The organism is Kitasatospora fiedleri, assembly GCF_948472415.1.
In the GTDB taxonomy this organism is placed as follows: Bacteria; Actinomycetota; Actinomycetes; order Streptomycetales; family Streptomycetaceae; genus Kitasatospora; species Kitasatospora fiedleri.
This window is the reverse complement of sequence record NZ_OX419519.1, coordinates 1216231-1238178: the sequence shown is the minus strand read 5'-3', so window position 1 is coordinate 1238178 and position 21948 is coordinate 1216231. Positions and strand designations below refer to the sequence as shown.

Sequence of the window (21948 nt, the reverse complement as noted above, 5' to 3'; positions counted from 1 at the left end):
GCCGGGTACGCGGGCGGCGGCCCGGTGCGGAGGGTCAGCCGGTGGTGCGGCAGACCGTGCCGTTCAGCCGGAACACCGTCGGGGACGGGTTGGCGCCGTTGTTGCCGCCGACGAAGCCGAACTCGGCGGACGTGCCGCCGTTCGGCGCCAGGCGGGCGTTGTCCCGGCCGTTGGTGACCCGGACGTGCTGCCCGGTGGCGGCGATGTCCGCGTTCCACCAGGAGCCGACGGACTGTCCGGCGGAGGGCCAGTCGAAGTCCAGCGTCCAGCCGTTCAGGTCCGCCGGGCCGGTGTTGCTCACCACGACGTCGGCCACGAAGCCGTTGCCCCAGCCGCTGGTCACCCGGTACGAGACGGTGCAGGTGCTGTCGTCCGGGGTGCCGGTGGTGAAGGTCAGCGGGGCGGAGGGCTGGGAGAGGCGTCCGGCCTGGTCGCGGGCCAGCACGTTGACGGTGTGCCGGGAGCCCGGCGGCAGGTTGCGCAGGGTGGTGGAGGTGCCGGTGGCGGAGCCGATCAACTGGACGGTGGTGCCCAGCTGTTCGTAGACCTCGTAGCGGTCCGCCGCACCGGTGGCGGCCGGCCAGGACAGGGTCGCGGTGGTGGCGTCCACCGCGGTGGCGCGCGGCGCGCCGGGGGTGCCGACGGTGGCGGCCGTCGAGCCGGTGCCGGGCTTGGCGTGCACGGTCAGCACGGTGATCGAGTACGGGGCCAGGGTCACCGAGGCGGCGGTGGCGGTGCCGGTGGCGTCCACCAGACCCGGGTCGCCGGGCGCCCAGCGCTGCACCGCGGGGGCGGCGGTGCCGGGGGTGAAGCCGAGGTAGCGCAGGTCCACGGCGTGGCTGGTGGACGGGCTCTTGTTCAGCAGCAGCACGCCGAGGTCGCCGTTGGCCCGCAGCACCGCGTGCGAGGAGACGTCGGGGCCGGAGGCGCCGGAGGCCAGCAGGGTGTCGCCGGGGTCGTCGAGCGCGCCCACCGCCTTGATGCCGTGGTACGGCGCGAACGGGGTGTTCACGGCCGGCTCGCAGACGCTGCCGGTGCAACTGCCGTTCGACAGCAGGCCCATGTCGCCGTAGTCGGTCTCCCCGTTGACAGTGGTGATCGGGCCCGCGCCGTTGTGGGTGTCCCACCAGTCGACGCTGAACACGCCGTTCTCCAGCGCGGTGCTCACCGCCTCCGCCGCGAACAGGCCGTTCGGGCGGCTGGTGAGGGCGCCGTTGCCGGAGTCGGAGTTCACCTCGGTCATCGCGATGCCGATGCGCGCCGAGTCCGCGCCCGCGTACCGGTCCAGCAGGCTGCGCACCTCGCGCAGTTCGCCGGGCAGTTGCCGCACGGCGGCCAGCGCTTGCTCGCCGCCGCCGGCGTTCGGGTACCAGTGGACGCTGACGAAGTCCACGTCGTGCGCGACGGCGGCCAGCACGGTGTGGTTCCAGTCGCCGCCGTCGCCGGCCGCGACGATGCCGTCCGGCCAGTTGCCGGGCATGGTCAGCACCGCGCCGATCTTCACCGTCGGGTCGACGGCCTTCATGGCCGCGGCGTACGCCTTGACCTCCCGGGCGTACTGGTCCGGCGACTTGTCGGCGTGGGTGTCGTTCTCCCAGCCGCTGCCGTAGACGCCGTTGCCGTAGATCTCGTTGCCGATCTCCCAGTACTTCGCCCCGTAGCCCTTGGTGACGTTGGCGTACCGGACCCAGTCCGCCGCCTCCTGGGCGGTGCCCGAACCGTAGTTGGCGATCAGGATCGGCTGCGCGCCGGTCGCCCGCACCGTCCCCATGAACGCGTCGAACCCGGTGCCCGGAGCGACGTAGCCGCCCGGCGCGGTGTGGTCGGCCCAGTGGTAGATGTCCGCGTACGAGCCGCCCGGGTAGCGCAGCGCGCCGATCCCGGCATCCCGGTAGAGCGAGGCCACCTGCGGGTCGTTCATGGAGGAGTCCCAGATGGCGGTGTTGACGCCGAGCGCGGCCGGGCCGACGGTGCCCAGGCCCGCGTTCGCGTTCACCGTGACCGTGGTGTCGCCGACGGGGACGGGGTCGGCCGCCGCGGCGGGGGCGGACAGCGGCAGCGCCGCCGCGAGCACGGCCAGGACGGCCGGGGCCGTCGCGGCGAGCGGGCGGCGGGGCCCGGCTGATCTCCTGCGGAACAGCATGGGGGTTGTTCCTCCCGGGTGGGGCGCCGGCCCGGGGCCGCGCCACGGCGGCCCCGGGTCCGGACGGGGGCGGGGGATGTGAGGGCGGTGCGGCGTACGGTGCCGCGGGGCGGTCGCCGGTGCGTGCGCCGACCGCCTTGGGAGCGCTCCCATGGTGGGAAGGCGGGCCGGGGCTGTCAATCCCGCGCCCGCGCCCCCGGCCGTCCGCGCAGCTCCGGGGGCCGCCGGGGCGGGTGAAACGTTCGCGGGGTCGCGGGCGGTGGGGTTTCGGGCGGCGCGGCCTCGGACGGCGGGGGTCCGGGCGGTGGGGTTTCGGGCGGCGCGGCCTCAGGCGGTGCGGTCGGGGCGGCCGACGGCGGCGAAGGGCCAGGACTCGATGTCGCGGTAGTGGATCGGGCCGGGGCCGCGGGCGGTGTTGCTGCCGACCAGGTGCAGGCGCGCCGTCCACCAGCTCCGGCCGGTGAACCCGGCGAGCACGGCGGCGCTCGCCGGGACGCTGCCGGCGTCGTCGCGGCGGGCCCGGGCCAGCGTCAGGTGCGGGTGCAGCGGGCGCTCCCGGAAGCCGATGCCCCGGGCGCGCACCAGGCCCCGGACCTCCTCGGCCAGCCGGTGCAGCCCCGCCAGGTCCCCGTCGACGCCGCTCCACAGCAGCCGCCCGTCGAAGTGGCCCCCGCCGCGCAGCCCCAGCCGCAGCGCGGGCCGCCCGACGGCGGCGCCGGACAGCGCGGAACGCAGCAACGGGACGGCGCTGGACGGGAGTTCACCGAGGAAGGCCAGCGTGATGTGCCAGTCCTCGATCCGGTTCCAGCGCAGCCCGGGGTACGCCTCGTAGGCGGGGCGCAGCGCCCGGGCCAGCTCGTCCTTGGCCTCGTCGGGCGGGGCGAGCGCCACGAAGGCACGCAGGGCCGGGGGCTCGGAAGGATCGTCCACCAGGGATTTCTAGCACCCCGGCCCGGCCGACCGTCGGCCCGTTCAGGCGTCGGCGAGGGTCTGGCGCTGGGTGCCGAGGCCGTCGACGGACAGCTCGACCACGTCGCCCGCCCGCAGGTACGGCTTGTCGGGGCGGCCGAGGGCGACGCCGGCCGGCGTGCCGGTGTTGATCACGTCGCCGGGGTTGAGCACCATGTACTGGCTCAAGTACCAGACCAGGTACGGCACATCGAAGATCATGCGCGCGGTGCTGCCGTCCTGCCGCGACTCGCCGTTGACGCTCAGCCGCAGGCCGAGCGCCTGCGGGTCGGGCACCTCGTCCGGGGTCACCAGCCAGGGGCCGAGCGGGTTGAAGGTCTCGCAGGACTTGCCGAGGTCCCACTGCGGGGAGAAGTCGAGCTGGAACTCCCGCTCCGAGACGTCGTTGCTGACCGCGTACCCGGCGATGCACGCGGCGGCCCCGGCCGGGTCGGCGAGGTAGCGGGCCCGCTGCCCGATCACCATCGCCAGCTCCACCTCGTAGTCCGTCCGGGTCGAGCCGCGCGGCACCAGCACCTCGTCGTCCGGGCCGACGACCGTCGCCGGGTCCTTCATGAACACCACCGGCCGCGCCGGGATCGCCGCCCCGGTCTCCTCCGCGTGGTCCCGGTAGTTGAGCCCGACGCAGACCACCTTCCCGGGCCGCGCGACCGGCGCCCCCCGCCGCACCCCGGCACTCTCCACCACCGGCAGCGACCCCGCCGCGAGCGCCGCCCGCACCCGTTCGACCCCGCCCCCCGCGAGGAACGCCCCGTCGATGTCACGGGTCAGCCCGGCCAGCGAGTACGCGGTGCCGTCGGCGTCCAGGACGGCCGGCACCTCTTCACCGGGCGCGCCGATGCGCAGCAGCTTCATGGGGAACGGACTCCTCTGCGGGCGGGGACGGGGTGCCTGACGACCTTAGGTTTCCGGCCCGGGCCACGACAAGGAGCCCTCCCTTCCCGTCTTCCCGGCGGACGCCGGGGCGACCGGCGCGCACGTCCGGCCGGACGGTGAACTCGGCTACGGGCGAAGAGCGGGCAACTCCGTTCTCCGGAAAGGCGCTTGGGCTGGTAGAACATCCTGGACCCGGTGCCGACGGCCTACCGGGTCGGTCCGGCGGGTCGGTCTTCTCGGCGTTGTCGGCGTTCTCAGTGCTCGAGGTCGGCGCGCATCCGGACGAACCGTGCGGCGGCGTCCGCCGGGGAGGTGGCGGGGAACAGCGCGACGGCGGCGGTGGAGGCGTCCGCCCAGCCGCACAGGGCGTCGGCGCCGAGCGGGAAGCACTCCAGGTTGCCGCCGAGCGGGCCGGCCGGGTAGGCGACGGAGGTGCCGGGGCTGCCGGTGGAGCCCTCGCCGAGCGCGTAGTCGATCAGGCCGCGCCACAGGTGTTCGCGGCGCTTGCTCGGGTCCTCGGGCACGTTGTCGACCCCGGCGAACAGCACCGGTCGCCCGGAACTGCCCTTCGTCTGACGGTAGTTGGCCTCCACCAGGGTCATCCCCTCGCGCATCTCGCCCGGGTCGACCGGCACGTCGCTCAGCTGCGCGTCCCCGGTGGCCCGGGCCAGCCCGCCCGCCGTGGCGGCCTCGGTCAGGGCGCGCTTGCCACCCGACGCGGACGCGGACGCGGATGCCGACGCTGAAGCCGACGCCGAAGCCGACGCCGAAGCCGACGCCGAAGCCGACGCCGAAGCCGACGCGGAGGCCGAAGTGGACGTGGGCGGGGCGGCGTCGGCGTCCGTGCCCTCCGGGTCGCAGGCGGCGAGGGTGATCGTCGCGGCCAGTGCCGCGGTGGCGAGCAGGGTGCGGGCGGCGAGCGGCCGGCGTCTGGTCATGGCGGGTTCCTCCCGGGTGCGTGGTGGCGGAGCGGCCGACCGGACGGGGCGGCTGGGACCCCGTGCGGCGGTACGGGGCAGGACGCTACGGCCGTCCGTCGGGCCGCCGGGGCGAAGACGCGGATTCCGGACCGCATCGGGACCGGACGGTGACACACCGGCAGACCGGCAGGCCGGTCGTAGCGGAGAGGGACGGGGCGCACCGGTGCCGGGCCGCCGGGCCGCCGGGCCGCCGGGTGGAAAACCGTTTGGCCGGGCGGCGCGCCGCAGCGATGATCGGGCGGGTGCGCGCCCCGGCCGGTGCCGAGGCGCCCCGTGGACCACCCCCGAACCCCCGAACTCCAGGAGAAGACTGCGTGCACGCCGACCTCACCAAGGCCCGCGAACTGCTCGACGCCGGCGACCCGCAGGGCGCCGTCCGGGAACTGCGGAGCGTCGCCGACGGCCTGAGCGCCGCCGAACTCGCCCCGGCGGTCAGGCAGTTGGCCGAACTGGTGGGGATCGGCGACCTGGCGGGCGCCGCCGCCGAACTGGCCGCCGACCCGTCCGGCCCCGCCGCGCTGTACGCGTACGGGTACGCCTGCATCGAGCACGGCCTGTCCGAGTTCGCCGTCCCCGCGCTGCGCCAGGCGCTGCGCGGCGCGCGGCAGGCCGCCACCGAGCCGGAGGCCAAGACGGCCAAGCGGCGGCTGTTCGGCCGTTCCCGCCCGGCCGGGCCGGCGGTGAACCCGCGGCAGGTGCTGCTGGAGCTGGCCGTCGCGCTGGAGGACGGCGAGCGGCACCACGAGGCCGTCGAGCTGCTCCGGGAGCACCGGGACGTCACCGGCGACTGGCCCGACCGCTACCTGCTGGTGCACAACGCGCTGATGGCCGGGGACCTCGACCTCGCCCGGGAGGTCTTCGGGCAGCTCTCCGCGCCCGACGACACCTGGCGCCCCGCCGCCGACCGGATCGGCCGCACCCTGGCCCGGGCCGCCGCCGTCCCGCCGGCCGGCCCGGCCGACCTGCGCGGCTGGCACCACGTGCTCACCGGCGGCCTGCTCGCCACCCTCTCCCCGTACGGCCACGACGCCGGGATGACCGGCCGCTGGGCGTACTTCCAGGGCGGCTGGGACGACTGTCGGCTCGGCCTGGAGCGGCTGCGCGTCGTGCTGGACGCCACCGGCCGCCGCCCCGCCGCCGTCGCGCTGCTGCCCGACCGGGGCAGCCGGGCGCTCGGCCTGGCCGCGGCCGAGCTGCTGGGCCTGCCCGCCGCCCCGTACCGGCCGGGCACGCCGGACACGCTGGTGGTGGCGTACGACCTGAACGAGCTGGACGGGGAGGTGCTCGCCGCGCTGCACGAGCGGGCCCCGGGCGAGCTGCTGTACGAGCACGCCACCTGCTGGACGGACACCCCCGCGGTGTCGGCGGACGTCTGCGGCCTGCTGGTGCAGCGGATCGTCGCGCCCTGGGAGCCGCGGACGGTGGTGGACGAGGACGGCGATGTCACCTCGTCCCCGGCCGACGAGCGCCCGGCCGAGGAGCTGGCCCGGGAGATCCTGGCCGCCTCCGCCGAGCCCGACCCGGGCGACGGGGCGACCCCGCCCGACCCGGACGCGGCGCTGGCGGGCTTCGCGGCCCGCGCCGCCGCCACCTGGGCGACCGGCAGCCGGGACCGAATCCGCTCGGCCGGGCCGGTGCGCAGCTCCCGCTTCGCCTGACCGGCCGCTGCGTCGCCCGCCGCGCCGTCCGGTCCCCGAAGGGCCCCCCGGCACGCCACTGCCCGCCCGGCAGGGAGCCGGGCGGGCAGTGGGTGGGTCGGCCGTGGACCGCGGGGGCTACCTGCCCGAGCGGGACTTGCTCCAGGCCGGGGCGACGAAGGCCACCAGGACGACGGCGAAACCGATCTGGAGCAGGTGCCTGATCCAGTCGATGCCGCCGGTGTGCCGGACGCCGATCCAGCCGGCCACCAGGTTTCCGAGCAGTGCGCCGGCCGCACCGAGCAGCATGGTCAGCCACCACGGGATGGACTGCGGTCCACGCAGGATCAGCTTGGCCAGCACGCCCAGCACGAAACCGATCAACAGAATCCAGAGGAGTTGGAACATCGAGACCCAGCCTTTCCGGTCGGGCGCCGGCGGTCGACGGCGGTGAGCCGTACACGGGCCCGCCGACGGGACGGTCCGCACCAGCCATGATCGCGTGCCGGGGGAGCCCGGGCATCTCGACGGACACCCGTTCGGCGGGTTTGCAAAACCCGGGCAAAGGGTATGCGCGGTGGCCGAACCGGAGGGTCCGGTGATTGCGTCACGACGCGATGTGATGGGATAAACGACCTCAGCAGACGTCAGGTCAGGTCCTACGGGGGGACACGGAATGGCAGCGGGTTTCGGTTACGAACCGGGCGAATTGGCGCGGATTCAGCAGGACTTCCAGGCGATCCAGCAGCGGATGGGCGAACTGTCCCAGCGGACCGGCCGGATCAAGGGCGTGATGGCCAGGGCCGTCACCACCGACCTCGCGGCGGGCGCCCTCGGCGGCGTGATCGGGTTCGGCGCGGTGGTCGCCCAGGTGCGTGAACGGGTCGGCGCGATCGAGCGGCAGGTCGCGGCCCTGGAAGCCACCAAGAACAAGCTCACCAAGAACCTCGGCAGCGACGTCAACAAGATCGGCGTCATCGTCAAGCAGTACGCGGACGCCGAGCGGCGCGCCCGCGAGGGCGTCCGGAAGCCCGGCCAGGGCGGCCATCCGGGGAAGCCGGCCGACCCGAAGAAGCCCGTCGGCGGCCACGGCGGCACGCACGAGACCGGGCCCACCGGACCGAAGAAGCCGATGCCCACCAGCCCGAAGAAGCCCACCGGCGGTCACGGCGGCCATGGCGGTCACGGCGGTCACGGCGGTCACGGCGAGGACCCCGCGCCGACGGTCTCCCACGAGGGCGCGATCAAGGTCAGCCAGGTCGGCTACCAGGGCGCCGGCAAGTACCGGAGCGGCGAGGCCGCCTGCCGCGAGTACATCTCCCAGGCCCTGGACGCGATGGGCGTCACCGACCCGAAGGCCCGCGCCGCCTGGACCGAGGGCATGCTGACCATCGCCTCCCGGGAGTCCTCGTACAACGCGCCCGGCTCGCAGATCAACGCCTGGGACAGCAACGCCCACGGCGCCATCGTCGGCGACGGCAAGCCCGCGAACTGCTCGCGCGGCGGCTGGCAGTGCATCCCGAGCACCTTCGCGGCCAACCACGTCAAGGGCACCTCCACCGACATCTACGACCCGGTGGCCAACGTCGCGGCGTCCATGACGTACATCCGCAGCAGGTACAAGGTCGCGCCGGACGGGCACGACCTGGCGAGCAAGGTGCCGCAGGCCAACCCGCACCACAAGCCGCAGGGCTACTGACCGGGCCCCCGCCGGGACGGCCGTTCCCGCCCGGGGGCGGCCGCCGCGCCCCGTCCCGGCCGGGCCCGTTCCCCGTTCCCGCTCCTCTCTCCACCGTCCTCGAACTCCCCAGGGATACATCCGTGCGTTCGCTCCGCCTCGCCGCCGCCACGGTGGCCTGCCTGTCCGCCGTCGCCGTCCTGTCGGCGTGCGACCCGGAGGGCACCGACACCGGTGACTCCGCCGCCTCCGCCGCGCCCGGCACCGCGTCCAGCGCCACCGCCACGACCGCCTCCGCCGCGCCGTCCGCCGACGGCGCCAAGTCCCCGGCCGCGTCCAAGACCCCGGCCGCGCCCGAGGCCACCCCCGGGAAGGCCGGACGGCTGCCCGCCGGGGTGTGGATCGACCCGAAGTCCGTGCCGCTGAACTCCGCGCTGCACTGGAAGGCGGGCCCGGCGAAGGTGCTCGGCGAGAAGGGCAGGCTGCGGATCGAGGAACTCTGCAAGATCCCGCGCGACGACTCCTTCGCCGAGGTGCCGATCGTGGAGACCGCCGCACTGGGCGGTGCCGCCGGGGACTGGTCGGCCGACGAGACGATCGCCAGCTTCGGCTCGTCCGCGAAGAGCAGCGCCGCGGCGCAGAGCGCGTACGCCCTGCTCACCGGCGTCACGGAGGGGCTGAAGGGCTGCGCCTCCACCGTGCCGGGCGCCACCGTCAAGGTCACCGTCGAGGACGGGGCGTCGGTGGCCGCCACCCTGACGGTGCCACAGTCGGGCGGCGGCAGCACCGAGGTGCGCGAGTACCTGACGGCGAAGGACGGCTCGCTCGCCGAACTGACCCTGCACGCCCAGCTGCCCAAGGGCGGCCACCCGAAGACCGCCTGGTCCGGGGGCTCCGACGACGCGGTGCTGAACCCGCTGGGCGGCGCGGTGTGCACCGCGTTCGACGACTGCTGAGCCCGCTCCCGTCCCACACCCCGCCCGTTCCACCCCTCCCGCCGGGCCGGTCCGCGCGCGCAACGCGGCCCGGCCCGACGGCGTTCCGGCCCGACGGCTTTTCGGCGCGGTGCTCCGGTGCGGCGTTCCGGCGCGGCGCTCCCGGAAGCTTGCGGAACTCTTTACCGGACACCCCTCGACCGATACCTCTCATTCAGAGCTAAAATCGAAGGGTGAGCGAACACCTGGCGAAGGGCCCGGAACCCGGTGGACGGGCGGTGCCGAACGGTGCCGAGGCCGGAACGGCGGCGGAGGCGGAGGAGCTCTCCGTCCTCCTGGTCGGCATCCAGCGGCTGATCCGCCGCCAGCTGCGGGCGGGGCTGGCCGTGCCGCGGCTGCGCGGCGCCCAGGTCGAACTGCTGCGCCTGGTGGCGGACACGCCCGGGACACGGGTCTCGGAGGCGGCCGAGGAGCTGTTCCTGGCGGGCAACTCGGTGTCCACGCTGGTCAACCAGCTGGTCGGACAGGGCCTGCTGCGCCGCGAGACCGACCCGGCGGACCGGCGGGCGGCGCTGCTGTACGTCACCGACGAGGCGGTCGAGCGGCTGGCCGCCTGGCGGGTCCGGCGGGCCGAACTGGTCGGCGAAGTGGTGGCGGAACTCGACGGGGCGGAGCGGGCGGCCCTGGCGGCCGCGGTGCCCGCCCTGCGCGCGGTCGCGGCCGGCCTGCGGGCCAGGGCGGCCGGAGAGGGGAGTGCGGAGGCATGAGCGAACAGGACCGACCGGCCGTCGAGTGCCGGGAGTTGGTGTACAGCTTCCACCACGGCCGGGGGAAGGGCCCGGCCACCCGGGCGGTGGACGGCGTCGACCTGACGGTGCGCCCCGGCGAGGTGTTCGGGCTGCTCGGGCCGAACGGCGCGGGCAAGACCACCACGATCCGGGCGATCACCACCCTGCTGCCGACGTCCCGCGGCATGGTGCGGGTGTTCGGCCACGACTGCGCCGCCGAACGCACCGGGGTGCGGCGCCTGCTCGGCTACGTCCCGCAGGCGCTGTCCGCGGACGCCGGGCTGACCGGGCGGGAGAACGTCGCCCTGTTCGCCCGGGTCTTCGACGTCTCCCGCGCCGAGCGCGCCGAACGGGTCGCCCAGGCGCTGGCCGCCGTCGACCTGACCGAGGCCGCCGACCGGATGGCCGGCACCTACTCCGGCGGCATGGTGCGCCGGCTCGAACTGGCCCAGGCCCTGGTCAGCGCGCCCCGGCTGCTGGTGCTGGACGAGCCCACCATCGGACTGGACCCGATCGCCCGGGCCGGGGTCTGGGAGCGGGTGGAGGCGGTCCGCCGCGCCACCGGCATGACGGTGCTGGTCACCACCCACTACATGGACGAGGCGGACCGGCACTGCGACCGGATCGCCCTGATGGACCGCGGCCGGATTCGCGCGCTCGGCACCCCCGAGGAGCTCAAGGCCCGGGTCCGGGCCGAGGACCCGGCCCAGCAGGCGCCCACCCTGGACGACGTGTTCCGGCACTTCTCCGGGCGTGCGCTGACCGACGACGCCAAGGAAGGGGAGTTCTCGGATGTCCGCCGCACCCGCCGCACCGCAAGCCGAGTCGGCTGAGCAACGTCCGTCCGCCGGGCCCGAGTTGGGCCTGCTGCTGGTACCGCCGAAGGCCCGCACGGGCTGGCGGGTGGTCCCGGCCCGGGTCGTCGCGATGTGCACCGTCGAGCTGCAGAAGCTGCGGCACGACCGCACCGAGCTGTACACCCGGGCGGTCCAGCCCGCCCTGTGGCTGCTGATCTTCGGGGAGACCTTCACCCGGCTGAAGGCGATCCCGACCGGCGGCATCCCGTACCTGGACTACCTGGCGCCCGGCATCATCGCGCAGTCCGCGATGTTCATCGCGATCTTCTACGGCATCATGATCATCTGGGAGCGGGACTCCGGGGTGCTCACCAAACTGCTGGTCACCCCGACGCCGCGGGCCGCGCTGGTCACCGGCAAGGCGTTCGCCGCCGGGGTGAAGGCGGTGATCCAGGCCGCCGTGGTGGTGGTGCTGGCCGCGGTGCTCGGCGTCGGCATGACCGCCAACCCGCTGCGGCTGCTGGGCGTCGCGGTCGCGGTGGTGCTCGGCTCGGCCTTCTTCTCCTGCCTGTCGATGACCATCGCGGGCATCGTGCTCACCCGCGACCGGTTGATGGGCATCGGACAGGCCATCACCATGCCGCTGTTCTTCGGCTCCAACGCGCTCTACCCCGTCGACCTGATGCCCGGCTGGCTCCAGGCCGTCAGCCGGGCCAACCCGCTCAGCTACCAGGTCGACGCCCTGCGCGGCCTGCTCATCGGCACCCCGTCCCACCTCGCCCTCGACTTCGGCGTACTCGCCCTGGCCACCGGCGCCGGCATCACCGCGGCCTCCGCACTGCTGGGGCGGCTGGCCCGCTGAGCGCTGCCCGCCGAGGGCCGTCGGCACCGCCCGCGGCCCGGCCTCAGCAGCCGGGCTCGAACGCCCCGCCCGCGCCGCCCGCCCTGTTCGCCGCGTTCGCCGCGAACAGGGCGTCCAGCGCCCGGTCCACCCGGTCGCGCTCGGCCGCCCCGCCCGGCGGGACCAGGTGCAGCGTGTGCCGCACCCAGGCCGCCACCCGGGCGGCGGGGGCCTGGAGGAAGGCGTCGCCCTCCGGGGAGCAGAGCATCAGGGTGACCGTCCGCCGCCCGTCCACCGAGGCCGGCCAGACCCGTACGTCGCCCAGCCCGGTGGGCCGCAGCAGCCCCTGCGCCAGCAGGTCCCGGGCGAAGAACCAGCCGATCGGCTGCGCCGAGTCCACGTGGAAGGCGACGTGCACCGCGTACGGGTCGTCGGTGCGGTACACCAACCGCGCCGGAACCGGGAAGGCCGCCTCCGGCGACAGCAGCAGGTCCATCACCAGGTCGAGGCGCAGTTCGGCGGGGCTCTCCATCACGGGTGCCTTCTCCACTCGGTCCGGCCCGGCGGGTCCGGTCCGGTCTGGGCAGCACACTAGAGCCGCCCGGCGCACCCCGGGCCCCGCCGGCACCAACGCTGTCCGGACGGACAGCCGCGGCCCGGCCCGGCCTGTGGGCCGCGACAAAACGCTCCGCCAACGGCCTGACACCGCGTCAACACCCGCCCCCGCCCTCACCCGGGGAACGCCCGTCCGGCCGCCGCCCGTCCCGGCACCCCACGCCGCACCCGGCCGCCCGGCGCGCCCCCCGCACCCACCGGACGCGCCACCGCGCGCCACCGCGCGCCGCCTAGGCTCACCGCATGGGCACCCGACTCACCGACGCGCCGCCCGACTCGGCCGCGCGACTGGCCGGCCACCTGCTGAACCGACTCACCGCGCTCACCGAGGAGACGGTCCGCCGGATTCGCGGCGCCATGACCGTCTACCGCAGCGCCGGACCACTGCCCGCCGGGGACCTCGCCGAATCCGTCCGCAGCAACATCGAGTTCACCCTGCGCCGGCTCGCCCACGAGGACGGCCTCAGCCTGGAGGCCCCCCGCCGCACCGGACGGCTGCGCGCCGAGCAGGGCGTCCCGTCGGCCACCGTGCAGTCCGCGTTCCGGGTCGGCTTCGCCCACCTCTGGGAGACCATGGCCGCCGAGTCGCAGCGCCACGGCCTCGCCACCAACGAGGAGTTGGTGCAGATGGCCACCGACGTCTGGCGGTTCAACGAGGAGTCGACCACCGCCATGATGAACGCCTTCAACGAGACCACCGCCCTGCTGATGGTCCGCCGCGACCAGGAGCGCTCCGCCCTCGTCGACGTGGTGCTGCGCGGCGGCATGGGCAACCCCGGCTCCGTCCTGGAAGCCGCCGACATGCTCACCCTCCCGTACGACGGCACCTTCGCCGTGGTCGTCGCCCACGCCCCCGGTCTCGCCCGGCAGGCCCTCCCCGACATCGAACCCACCCTGCGCGCCCACGACATGGGCTCCGCCTGGCGGCTCACCCCCGACGCCCACATCGGCATCGTCTCGATGCGCGCCGCCGCCGCGATCGACCTGCTGGTCGACACCCTGCGCAGCCAGACCGTCCGCCGGGCCGGCGTCAGCCCCTGCTACACCCGCCTCGACCAGACCCCGCAAGCCCTCCACCTCGCCCAGGTCGCCCTCGCCAGCTCCGCCCGCCCCGACGAGACGGTCACCCTCTTCGACGCCAACCCGCTCCCCATGCTGGTCGCCAGCGCCCCCTCCACCGCCTCCCGGATCGGCAACCAGGTGCTCGGCCACGTCACGGAACTCCCCGACGGCCAGCGCGACCAACTCCTCACCACCCTCTCCACCTGGTTCGCCGTCGACGGCTCCGCCGACAAGGCCGCCAAACTCCTCCACTGCCACCCCAACACCGTCCGCTACCGCCTGCGCCGCATCGAACAGCTCTCCGGCCGCTCCACCGAACGCCGCCTCGACTCCGCCGAGCTCTACATCGCCCTCCAGGCCGTCCTCCACCTCCCCGAGGTGGTCCGCGACCCCCTGGAGTGACCCGGTGCACGACGGTCAGGGGGCGGGAGGCGGCATGAGGCAGCGGGTGTTGACGGTGAAGGTGAGCCGGTCGGTGTTGACGCCGGTGCTGACGTCGACGAAGTAGCGGCCTTCGGCGTGCCTGGCGTACAGGAGCACGTCGGGCTGGTTCTCCCATGCTTCGCGGTAGCCGGTGACGGTGAAGCCCTCCTTCTCGAGGGCGGCCCTGATCCTGCGGACGGCATCGGGGTGCTGCGCCCGGGGAGTGGTGCTCGCCACGTGGTAGGCGAGGGTGTAGCGGCCGTCGTCCGCGACTTCGCCGTTCCTGCCCTCACAGGTGCTGAAGTAGGGCGTGGCACTCTCCGCGGTCAGGGTGACGCCGGCGGTCTGGGCCAGGTACCGGGTCAGGTGCTGCGCCCAGGTTTCGGCGTCGCTCTTGGCTAGGACGGGCAGCGGCTCGTTCGGATCGGGGCTGTTCACGCAGCCTCCCAGGAGGAGTGACAGGGACAGGGCGGCGACGCCTGCCAGGGTGCGACGCCTGGAGGGGCTGCTCGATCGGTTCATCGGAGGTCTCTCGGACGACACTCGGGCCTCAGAGACCGGGCACGAGTGCATCGGGCTCGCCCCGGTGGTTGTCGACGGTGTTCGGCGGCCGGCCGACGATGATCTTCCCTTGGTTGGCCAGGCTCTCGCTGTGGAGGTCCCAGTAGCCGCTGTGGCCGGAGGTGTCGATGGCGAGGGTGTTCCCGCCGAAGGCACCGAGGGCCGGGTCGGGGCCGAGGGTCAGGCCGGTGGCCAGGTCGATGTTGTCGTCGGCCGCGGTCCCGGCCCAGAAGTGGTCGGGATCGATGTGGAGGTCGGAGGCGCTGTCGGTGGACATGCCGGGGCTGGCGATGGCGACGATGTCGTCCGCCTGTAGTCCCTGACCGCCTGCTGCGGCGGCCCCGACGGCGGTGGTGCCGTAGCTGTGGCCGATGACGGTCAGGTGGCTGCGGTGGTCGCCCTGAGCGACCCGGAGGCCGTCGGTGAAGCGACGCATGTCCTCGGCGCCGGCCTCGGCACGGCCGCGGGTGAGGACGCTGCCGCTCACCTCGGGCGCGTCGTAGCCGAGCCAGGACACCACCGCGACCTTCTGCCCCGTGTCCGTGAGTTCTCCTCGCGCCGCGTCCTGCAACCTGCCGATGCGCTCGATCTGACCGGGCATCTCCTCGACGGTCGTGCCGGTGCCGGGCACCAGGACGGCGGTGTGGTCGGCGGTGTCCGGATCGCCGGTGGACACGATGGCCCTGCCGTCGCCCCGGGGGTCCAGGCTCAGCAGGAACAGGCGGTGCTGCTCGTCCGATCCGTCCCGCCGGTCGAGCGTCTCCTTCAGTACGCGGAGGGCGGTCTCGCGCCGGCCGTACTCGTCGGCCGTCAGCCCCGAGCCCCTGGCGTCGCCGGCCTTCAGGGCGTCGAGCCGCTGCTCCAGGACGAGGCGGTTGGCCCGGTCCCGGACGGTGGCGGGGAGGCCGTCGAGGCGGCCGATCTCCTCGGGGTGCAGGGCGAGGAGACGCTGCTGCTGTTCGGGCGTCAGCGACCGCCACCACCGGGCGGCCCGTGCGGGGTCCTCGTTCGCCGGGAGGTACGGGGCGGCGAGGCCGAGGTCCGCGGCGACGTCCCGGACGTCCTGCGCCGACTCGCCCGCGGCCCCGAACACCCGGGGCTGGGTGAGGATGTCCGCGCCGAGCCGTCCGAGCGCGCGGGCGCCCTGGTCACTGGCCTCGCGGGCGGTGGCGAGTGCGGTGTCGATACGGCCCTGGAGCTGCGCGCGCAGCAGGGTCCGGCGTTGCCGCTCGTCGCGGGCGTCCGGGTCGTGGCGGTCCGCCGCGGCCTGCGGCGGGAGGCCGACCGTGCCGTCGTCGGCCACCGGGAGGTTCCACTCGTCGGCCCGCCGGAGCGCGTTCGACAGGTTCGTCCTGGCCTGGTCCATCCGGTCGGCGACGGTGTCCAGCACCAGTGCCACCGACTCGGCCTCCACCCGGACGACCTCCAGCTCCTGCTCGGTGGACTCCATCGTGAAGAACGCGCTGTCCGCGTCCCTGCCCTGCCAGTGCGCCCGCAGCGGCCCGTTGACCCGGTGCCGGTGCCGGCCGTTGGCGTCCTCCGCCGCAGCGGACAGCCGACGCCAGCCCTCGGCCGCGTCCCGGAGTCCGCCGGGGTCGAAACGCCGCAGCAGCGCGAAGTCGCCGCTCACCGCGCCCCCGGCTTCCGCCACGTCCCGGCGATCCGGTCGTCGTTCCACTCGTGCCCCTGCGCACTGGCCTCCAGGGCGGCGGCCGTGGCGGCCAGCCGCTCCGCCAGCCCGCCGAGCGGCGGCGCCCACCCGTTCGCGAGACGCTGCAACTCCGCGCCCACCGACCACCCCGCCAACTCCCCGCCGGTCGCCCGGCTGGCACCGGTCGCCACGGCGACCGGCTGCCGCAACTCCTCCCCGATGCTCCGCGAGGCGGCGGCCGAAGCCCTCAACTCGGCCGGGTCCACGCTGATCTGCTCGCTCACTGATCTCCCCTGGACGGTGCCACCGGCAGAGATCATACGGGCACGTAGTGACACTGCGTATCCGCATGGATACTCGGCAGGTTGACGCGCGCCGGGGTGGTGCGCCGGGCGCCGAGGTCCGGCACCGCACCACCGGACCCGCTGTCCGGGGGCGTCGCGCCGGGTGCCCGCGAGGGCGGGTCAGCCCGGTGGGGAGGGGCGGCGGTCGGGGTGGGCGGCCTGCCAGGCGGCCATCGAGGTGTTCCAGTCGGCGGCGGTCAGGGCGATCAGGGAGGCGGGGAAGAGCCCGTCCTCCTCCTTGGCGATGTGGGCGTGCAGCTCGGCGAAGGCGGTCAGCAGGGCGGAACGGTCGGCGGGGCGGGCGAGGTCGGTGATGGCGAGGAGGTCCGCGAGGGCGCGGTGCTCGGTCTCCAGGGCGTCGATGTACGCCGTGAACTCCGGGTCCGCGCGCATCACTCGGAACAGGCCGTCCTCCTCGCCCCGCCAGTGCGCGGCGAGTTCGGCGGCCAGCGGTGCCAGCAGTGCTCCCGCCGAGATCGGGTCGTCCGACTCCAGTAGGCGGGCGATCTCCCCGGTCAGGTCGGTGGCCGCCTCGTGCTCCCGGATGAAGTCCTTGATCAGCGGGATCTCGCGGCACCCGCAGTAGTGGCACATCCCGCCAGTGTGGAGGCCCGACCCCGGTGGTGGACCGACGGCACGCGGGGGCGGGGTTTGCCTTCGAGTGGGTCGAGGTTCCTAGCGTCGGCCGCCATGGGAACCAGCACTGCCGATACCGATACCGATGCCGCCGGGCTGCCCGGGCGTACCTGTGGTGGCTCACGGGCACCCGGGTCTCCGCCGTCGGGGACGCCGCCCTCGCCACCGCCCTCGGCTGGGCCGGTGCCGGCTACGGCGGGTCGGCCGCCGGGCTGGTACTGGCCGCGGTCACCGTGCCGCGCACCGTCCTGTTGCTGCTCGGCGGGGCGGTGGTCGACCGGTACGGGCCCCGGCGGGTGGCGCTGCTCGCGGACGCGGCGATGGTGGTCGTCGTCCTGGCGCTGGCGGTGGTGGACCGGACGGCGGGTGGCGGCCGGTGGACGCTGATCGGGTTCGTGCTGCTGATCGGCACCGTCGACGCCTTCCAGCTCCCCGCGAGCGGTGCGCTGCCGCGACTGCTGGTCGTCCCCGCCCAGCTGTCCCGGGCACTGGCGCTGCGTCAGGCCGGGGGCCAGGTGGCGGTGCTGCTCGGTGCCCCGGTCGGCGCGCTGCTGGTCGGGGGCGTCGGCCTTGCGGGGGCGGCGGTCGCCGACGCGGTGACCTTCCTCGCGGTCCTCGCGGTGACGCTGAGGCTACGGGCGGGGGAGGAGAGCGGACGGAGCGGGGGCGGTCTGGTGGCGGGACTGGCGGACGGCCTGCGAGTGGTGCGGCGGGACCGGACGCTGCGGGTCGCGCTGCCGGTGGCGGCGGTCGCGGCGGCCGGGGTGCTGCCGGTGGTCGGGCTGCTCGGACCGCTGCTGGTCCGGGCGCATGCCTGGGGAGCGGGTGCCGTGGGGCTGTCGGCCGGGGGACAGGCGCTCGGTGTGCTGGGCGTCTCGCTGGCCGCCGCCCGGTACGGGGTGCTCCGCCGGGCCGGGTGCGGCGTCGTCCTCGGGCTGGGGATCGCCGCTCTCGGCACCGCCGCGCTCGCCCTGGCCCCCGCCCCGGCCTGGGCCGGGGCGGCCGCGGTGCTGGTCGGGGCCGGTTCCAGCGTCTTCGCCTGCCACCTGGGCCCGCTCGTGCTGGCCGGTGCGCCCGCGACCCACCTCGGGCGGGTGCAGGCGCTGCTCGCGCTCGTCCAGAGCGCGACCCTCACCGCGGCCAACCCCATCTGGGGCGCGCTCGCGGGTGCGGTCGGCGTCCGGGCCGCGCTGCTCGGCTGCGCGGCGCTCACCGGCGCGGTGGCAGTGGCGGTGGCCACCACCCGCGCGCTGCGGGAGCCAAAGGGGCTTCCGATTGTGGCAAGTTGACGAAGCGTCAGTTCTGCTGTGCCGACTGGTGTTTGCGGAAAGTCTTTTCGGCGAGTGGGGTGGATTCCTGGCGGAATGCCCGGCAGCGGGGGAGGTCAAGGAGTCTTTACAGGCCGGTCATGTCTCAGTAACCTCCTGGAAGTTCTTGCAGGTTCTTGCGCAAGTTCCCCCACCCACCTCCTGCCGCGAGGCAGTTCCCCACCGCCTGCGGCCCCGTACGAGGGACACTCCCTTGACCAGACGAGCACGGCACCGACGGCGCCCCATCGCCGTCGTCCTCACCGCGGTAGCGGCGCTCACCGCCGGTCTGCTGTCCACGGCCCCACTCGGCGCCGCCGCGAGCGCGGCGGCCGGCACTGCGGCGGTCGGTGGCAACACCACCACCGTCTTCTACTACACCAGGACCACCAACTGGTCTGCGTACAAGCTGCACTGGGCCCCCGACGGCGGGGCCTGGACCACCGTGCCGGGTGTGGCGATGGAGGCGGCCTGCACGGACTGGGTGAAGAGGACCGTCGATCTGGGCGGTGCCACCGGGTTGCAGGCGACGTTCACCGACGGCTCCGGTACCTGGGACAGCAACGGCGGCAAGAACTACGCCCTGGGCACCGGCACCGTGGTCGTCAAGGACGGCGTGATCGCCCACAGCGACCCGTGCGGCACCGACAACGGCGGTACCGGCACGCCGAGTTCGACCCCGAGCCCGAGCCCGAGCCGTCAGGGCGGCACCGGCGCGAGCACGACCGTCTACTACTCCACCAAGTCCCGCAACTGGTCGGCCTACCACCTGCACTACGCCCCCGACGGCGGGACGTGGACCATCGTGCCGGGCGTGGCGATGGAGGCGGCCTGCACGGACTGGGTGAAGAGGACCGTCGACCTGGGCAGTGCCACCGGGTTGCAGGCGACGTTCACCGACGGCTCCGGCAGTTGGGACAACAACGGCGGCAGGAACTACGCCCTCGGGACGGGCGTGGTGACGGTCAAGGACGGCGTCGTCGGCAGCACCGCGCCGTGCTCCGCCGGGACCACGAGTCCGAGTCCGAGCCCGTCCACCAGCACCTCCGCCAGCCCGTCCGCGTCCGCGTCCCCGTCCCCGTCCGCGAGCAGCAGCCCGCCCGCCGGGAAGAGCGCCACCGTGTTCTACTCGACCGCCGTGGTCGGCTGGAGCATCGTCAACCTGCACTACGCCCCGGCGGGCGGGGCGTGGACGGCGGTGCCGGGTGTCGGGATGACGCCCGCCTGCCCCGGCTGGTACCGGCGCACCGTCGACCTGAGCGGCGCGGCCACCCTGGCGGCGACGTTCAACAACGGCAACGGCACCTGGGACAACAACAACGGCGTCAACTACGTCCTCCCGTCGGGCGTCAGCACCGTGCAGAACGGCAAGGTCACCGCGAACGCCGCTGACCCGTGCGCGGCCGTCGTCCCCGACACCACCGCGCCGAGCGCGCCGAGCGGCGTGGCGGCCGCCGCGACCGACACCTCCGTCGTGCTGACCTGGGAACCGGCCACCGACAATGTGGGTGTGACGGGCTACCGGGTCACCCGCAGCGGCGGCACCAAGGGCACCTCGGTGATCAACGTCGGCTCGACGGTGTACGCGGACAGCGGCCTGGAGCCGCGCACCGTCTACACCTACACCGTCAAGGCGCTGGACGCGGCCGGGAACGTCTCCGCCGCCTCCGCCGCCGCGGTCGCCACCACCGGGGAGGCCCCGCCGGCCGCCCGGCCCGGGGAGATGATCGGCACCGACCCACGCAAGGACCCGATCTACTTCGTGCTCACCGCCCGCTTCTACGACGGCGACCCGTCCAACGACCGGGGCGGCAACCAGGACGTGAAGTCCGGCAACGCGGCCAACGGCGACCCGATGTTCCGCGGCGACTTCAAGGGGCTGGTGCAGAAGCTCGACTACGTCAAGGGCCTGGGCTTCTCGGCGATCTGGATCACCCCGGTGGTGCTGAACCGCTCCGACTACGACTACCACGGTTACCACGGCTACGACTTCTACCGGGTCGACCCGCGGCTGGAGTCGGCCGGGGCCTCCTACCAGGACCTGATCAACGCCGCCCACGCCAAGGGCATCAAGGTCTACCAGGACGTGGTCTACAACCACAGCTCCCGCTGGGGCGCCAAGGGCCTGTACGTGCCCACCGTGTACGGCGTCCGGGACGCGCAGTGGTCCTGGTACTACGACGAGAAGCAGCCCGGCTTCGAGTACGACGGCCTGACCGTCGAGCCGAAGAGCGGCAAGTCGTACTACAACGGCGACCTGTGGTCGACCACCCAGCCCAGCGGCCAGACCTGCGTCGGCTGGGGCACCCCGACCCAGTACAGGAGCCCCGAGGGCTACACCATCTACAACTGCCAGTGGCCGAGCCCGACTTCGGGCATGTTCCCGTCCAAGTACTACCACGCCTGCTGGATAGGAAATTGGGAGGGCGAGGACTCGCGCTCCTGCTGGCTGGCCGACGATCTGGCCGACTTCAACACCGAGGACGCCGACGTCCAGAACTACCTGATCGGCGCCTACGACAAGTACATCGACATGGGCGTGGACGGCTTCCGGGTCGACACCGCCGTGCACGTCCCGCGCGTCACCTGGAACCGGCGCTTCCTGCCCGCCATCCAGCAGCGCGTCACCCGGGACTGGGGGCCGGCCAAGGCGCAGAACTTCTTCGTCTTCGGCGAGGTCGCCGCGTTCGTCAACGACAAGTGGAACCGCGGCTCGGTCAACCACTCCGCGCAGTTCTACACCTGGAAGGAGCGCAAGGACTACACCGCCGACGACGCCCAGGCCGCGCTCGACCAGTACGCCTACGAGGAGCAGCTCGGCACCGGCAACCAGCCGACGTCCGCCAACGCCTTCCTGGACGGCAACGCCTACCACGCGCCCGACCACTCGAAGTTCTCCGGCATGAACATCATCGACATGCGGATGCACATGAACTTCGGCGACGCGCACAACGCGTACAACAACGGCAAGGACTCCGACGACTCCACCAACGACGCCACCTACAACGTGGTCTACGTCGACAGCCACGACTACGGGCCCAACAAGTCCGGCGTCCGCTACACCGGCGGCACCGACGCCTGGGCCGAGAACATGGCGCTGATGTGGACCTTCCGCGGCATCCCCACCCTGTACTACGGCTCCGAGATCGAGTTCCAGGCCGGGAAGCAGATCGACTGCGGCCCGTCCTGCCCGCTCGCCGGCACCGGCCGCGCGTACTACGGCGACCACGTCGAGGGCAGCGTCACCGCCCCCGACTTCTCCGTCGTCTCCGGCGCGAGCGGTGCCGTCGCCGCCACGCTCCAGCAGCCACTGGTCAAGCAGGTGCAGCGGCTCAACCAGATCCGCCGGGCGATCCCCGCCCTGCAGATGGGGCAGTACTCCACCGAGGGCGTCACCGGCGGCATGTCCTTCAAGCGCCGCTACACCGACGCCGCCGCCGGGGTCGACTCCTTCGCCCTGGTCACCGTCACCGACGCCGCCACCTTCACCGGCGTCCCCGACGGCACGTACCGGGACGCCGTCTCCGGGGCCGTCCGCACCGTCACCGACGGCACCCTGTCCGTCGCCGCCCCCGGCCAGGGCAACCTGCGGGTCTACGTCCTCGACCTGGGCGGCAGGAACGCCGCCCCGGGCAAGGTCGGCACCGACGGCCCGTACCTGAAGTAGCGCACCGGCACCACGGCAGCACGTCGAAGCCCCGCCGG

At 74.1% G+C, this 21948-nt stretch carries 19 protein-coding genes; 9 read left to right on the top strand and 10 right to left on the bottom strand.

From position 1 onward, the window contains the following. Window positions 1-34: 34 nt before the first annotated feature. The 4 genes from QMQ26_RS06065 to QMQ26_RS06050 form a co-directional block, all read right to left on the bottom strand. Window positions 35-2143 (bottom strand): cellulose binding domain-containing protein, encoded by a 2109-nt coding sequence (locus tag QMQ26_RS06065; RefSeq protein WP_282205026.1) that lies wholly within the window; start codon window positions 2141-2143, stop codon window positions 35-37. A gap of 327 nt (window positions 2144-2470) precedes the next feature. Continuing rightward, complete coding sequence (thpR, locus tag QMQ26_RS06060) at window positions 2471-3073, bottom strand: RNA 2',3'-cyclic phosphodiesterase (RefSeq protein ID WP_282205025.1); 603 nt, start codon at window positions 3071-3073, stop codon at window positions 2471-2473. 42 nt (window positions 3074-3115) lie between these two features. Beyond that, window positions 3116-3967, bottom strand: a complete 852-nt coding sequence (locus QMQ26_RS06055; protein WP_282205024.1) for a fumarylacetoacetate hydrolase family protein — start codon at window positions 3965-3967, stop codon at window positions 3116-3118. Window positions 3968-4242: 275 nt separating this feature from the next. Further along, window positions 4243-4926, bottom strand: a complete 684-nt coding sequence (locus tag QMQ26_RS06050) for a hypothetical protein (RefSeq protein WP_282205023.1) — start codon at window positions 4924-4926, stop codon at window positions 4243-4245. A 356-nt stretch (window positions 4927-5282) separates the two neighbouring features. Between QMQ26_RS06050 and QMQ26_RS06045 the strand changes: the two genes are divergently transcribed. After that, on the top strand, window positions 5283-6626 hold the full coding sequence (locus QMQ26_RS06045; RefSeq protein WP_282205022.1) for a hypothetical protein: 1344 nt from the start codon (window positions 5283-5285) through the stop codon (window positions 6624-6626). A gap of 117 nt (window positions 6627-6743) precedes the next feature. Here the strand turns inward: QMQ26_RS06045 and QMQ26_RS06040 are convergent, their stop codons facing one another. Beyond that, on the bottom strand, window positions 6744-7013 hold the full coding sequence (locus QMQ26_RS06040) for a GlsB/YeaQ/YmgE family stress response membrane protein (protein WP_100835188.1): 270 nt from the start codon (window positions 7011-7013) through the stop codon (window positions 6744-6746). Between the two features lie 301 nt (window positions 7014-7314). Between QMQ26_RS06040 and QMQ26_RS06035 the strand changes: the two genes are divergently transcribed. From QMQ26_RS06035 to QMQ26_RS06015, 5 genes are all read left to right on the top strand, one after another. Then, complete coding sequence (locus QMQ26_RS06035; protein ID WP_282205021.1) at window positions 7315-8304, top strand: transglycosylase SLT domain-containing protein; 990 nt, start codon at window positions 7315-7317, stop codon at window positions 8302-8304. 122 nt (window positions 8305-8426) lie between these two features. After that, complete coding sequence (locus tag QMQ26_RS06030) at window positions 8427-9239, top strand: hypothetical protein (protein ID WP_282205020.1); 813 nt, start codon at window positions 8427-8429, stop codon at window positions 9237-9239. Between the two features lie 257 nt (window positions 9240-9496). Further along, window positions 9497-9985, top strand: coding sequence for a MarR family winged helix-turn-helix transcriptional regulator (locus tag QMQ26_RS06025; protein WP_282206439.1), 489 nt, complete (start codon window positions 9497-9499; stop codon window positions 9983-9985). Next, window positions 9982-10839 carry an ATP-binding cassette domain-containing protein gene (locus QMQ26_RS06020; protein WP_282205019.1) on the top strand — a complete coding sequence of 286 codons (858 nt, stop codon included), beginning with the start codon at window positions 9982-9984 and terminating at the stop codon, window positions 10837-10839. Before QMQ26_RS06025 ends, QMQ26_RS06020 begins: the two co-directional genes overlap by 4 nt. Next, complete coding sequence (locus QMQ26_RS06015) at window positions 10799-11665, top strand: ABC transporter permease (protein ID WP_100835183.1); 867 nt, start codon at window positions 10799-10801, stop codon at window positions 11663-11665. The genes QMQ26_RS06020 and QMQ26_RS06015 overlap by 41 nt, the downstream gene beginning before the upstream one ends. Before the next feature lie 43 nt (window positions 11666-11708). On the opposite strand, the gene QMQ26_RS06010 is transcribed toward QMQ26_RS06015, so the two are convergent. Then, the gene (locus QMQ26_RS06010) at window positions 11709-12176 is read right to left on the bottom strand and encodes an SsgA family sporulation/cell division regulator (RefSeq protein WP_199847074.1); all 468 of its coding nucleotides are present in this window, start codon (window positions 12174-12176) and stop codon (window positions 11709-11711) included. 326 nt (window positions 12177-12502) lie between these two features. Here QMQ26_RS06010 and QMQ26_RS06005 point away from each other — a divergent pair, with 326 nt between their 5' ends. Then, window positions 12503-13723 carry a PucR family transcriptional regulator gene (locus tag QMQ26_RS06005; protein WP_100835181.1) on the top strand — a complete coding sequence of 407 codons (1221 nt, stop codon included), beginning with the start codon at window positions 12503-12505 and terminating at the stop codon, window positions 13721-13723. Window positions 13724-13738: 15 nt separating this feature from the next. Here QMQ26_RS06005 and QMQ26_RS06000 read toward each other — a convergent pair whose 3' ends face one another. The 4 genes from QMQ26_RS06000 to QMQ26_RS05985 all read right to left on the bottom strand — a co-directional run bounded on the left by QMQ26_RS06000 (window position 13739) and on the right by QMQ26_RS05985 (window position 16894). Then, the gene (locus QMQ26_RS06000; protein ID WP_282205018.1) at window positions 13739-14182 is read right to left on the bottom strand and encodes a hypothetical protein; all 444 of its coding nucleotides are present in this window, start codon (window positions 14180-14182) and stop codon (window positions 13739-13741) included. Window positions 14183-14294: 112 nt separating this feature from the next. Further along, complete coding sequence (locus QMQ26_RS05995) at window positions 14295-15956, bottom strand: alpha/beta hydrolase (RefSeq protein ID WP_282205017.1); 1662 nt, start codon at window positions 15954-15956, stop codon at window positions 14295-14297. Next, the gene (locus QMQ26_RS05990; RefSeq protein ID WP_282205016.1) at window positions 15932-16240 is read right to left on the bottom strand and encodes a hypothetical protein; all 309 of its coding nucleotides are present in this window, start codon (window positions 16238-16240) and stop codon (window positions 15932-15934) included. Before QMQ26_RS05990 ends, QMQ26_RS05995 begins: the two co-directional genes overlap by 25 nt. Window positions 16241-16420: 180 nt before the next feature. Then, the gene (locus tag QMQ26_RS05985; protein WP_282205015.1) at window positions 16421-16894 is read right to left on the bottom strand and encodes a hemerythrin domain-containing protein; all 474 of its coding nucleotides are present in this window, start codon (window positions 16892-16894) and stop codon (window positions 16421-16423) included. A 26-nt stretch (window positions 16895-16920) separates the two neighbouring features. Between QMQ26_RS05985 and QMQ26_RS05980 the strand changes: the two genes are divergently transcribed. Both QMQ26_RS05980 and QMQ26_RS05975 read left to right on the top strand, forming a co-directional pair. Continuing rightward, window positions 16921-18225: an MFS transporter gene (locus QMQ26_RS05980; protein ID WP_282205014.1), complete on the top strand. Its 1305-nt coding sequence runs from the start codon at window positions 16921-16923 to the stop codon at window positions 18223-18225. A 232-nt stretch (window positions 18226-18457) separates the two neighbouring features. Then, complete coding sequence (locus QMQ26_RS05975) at window positions 18458-21910, top strand: carbohydrate binding domain-containing protein (RefSeq protein ID WP_282205013.1); 3453 nt, start codon at window positions 18458-18460, stop codon at window positions 21908-21910. The last annotated feature ends 38 nt before the right edge of the window (window positions 21911-21948 follow it).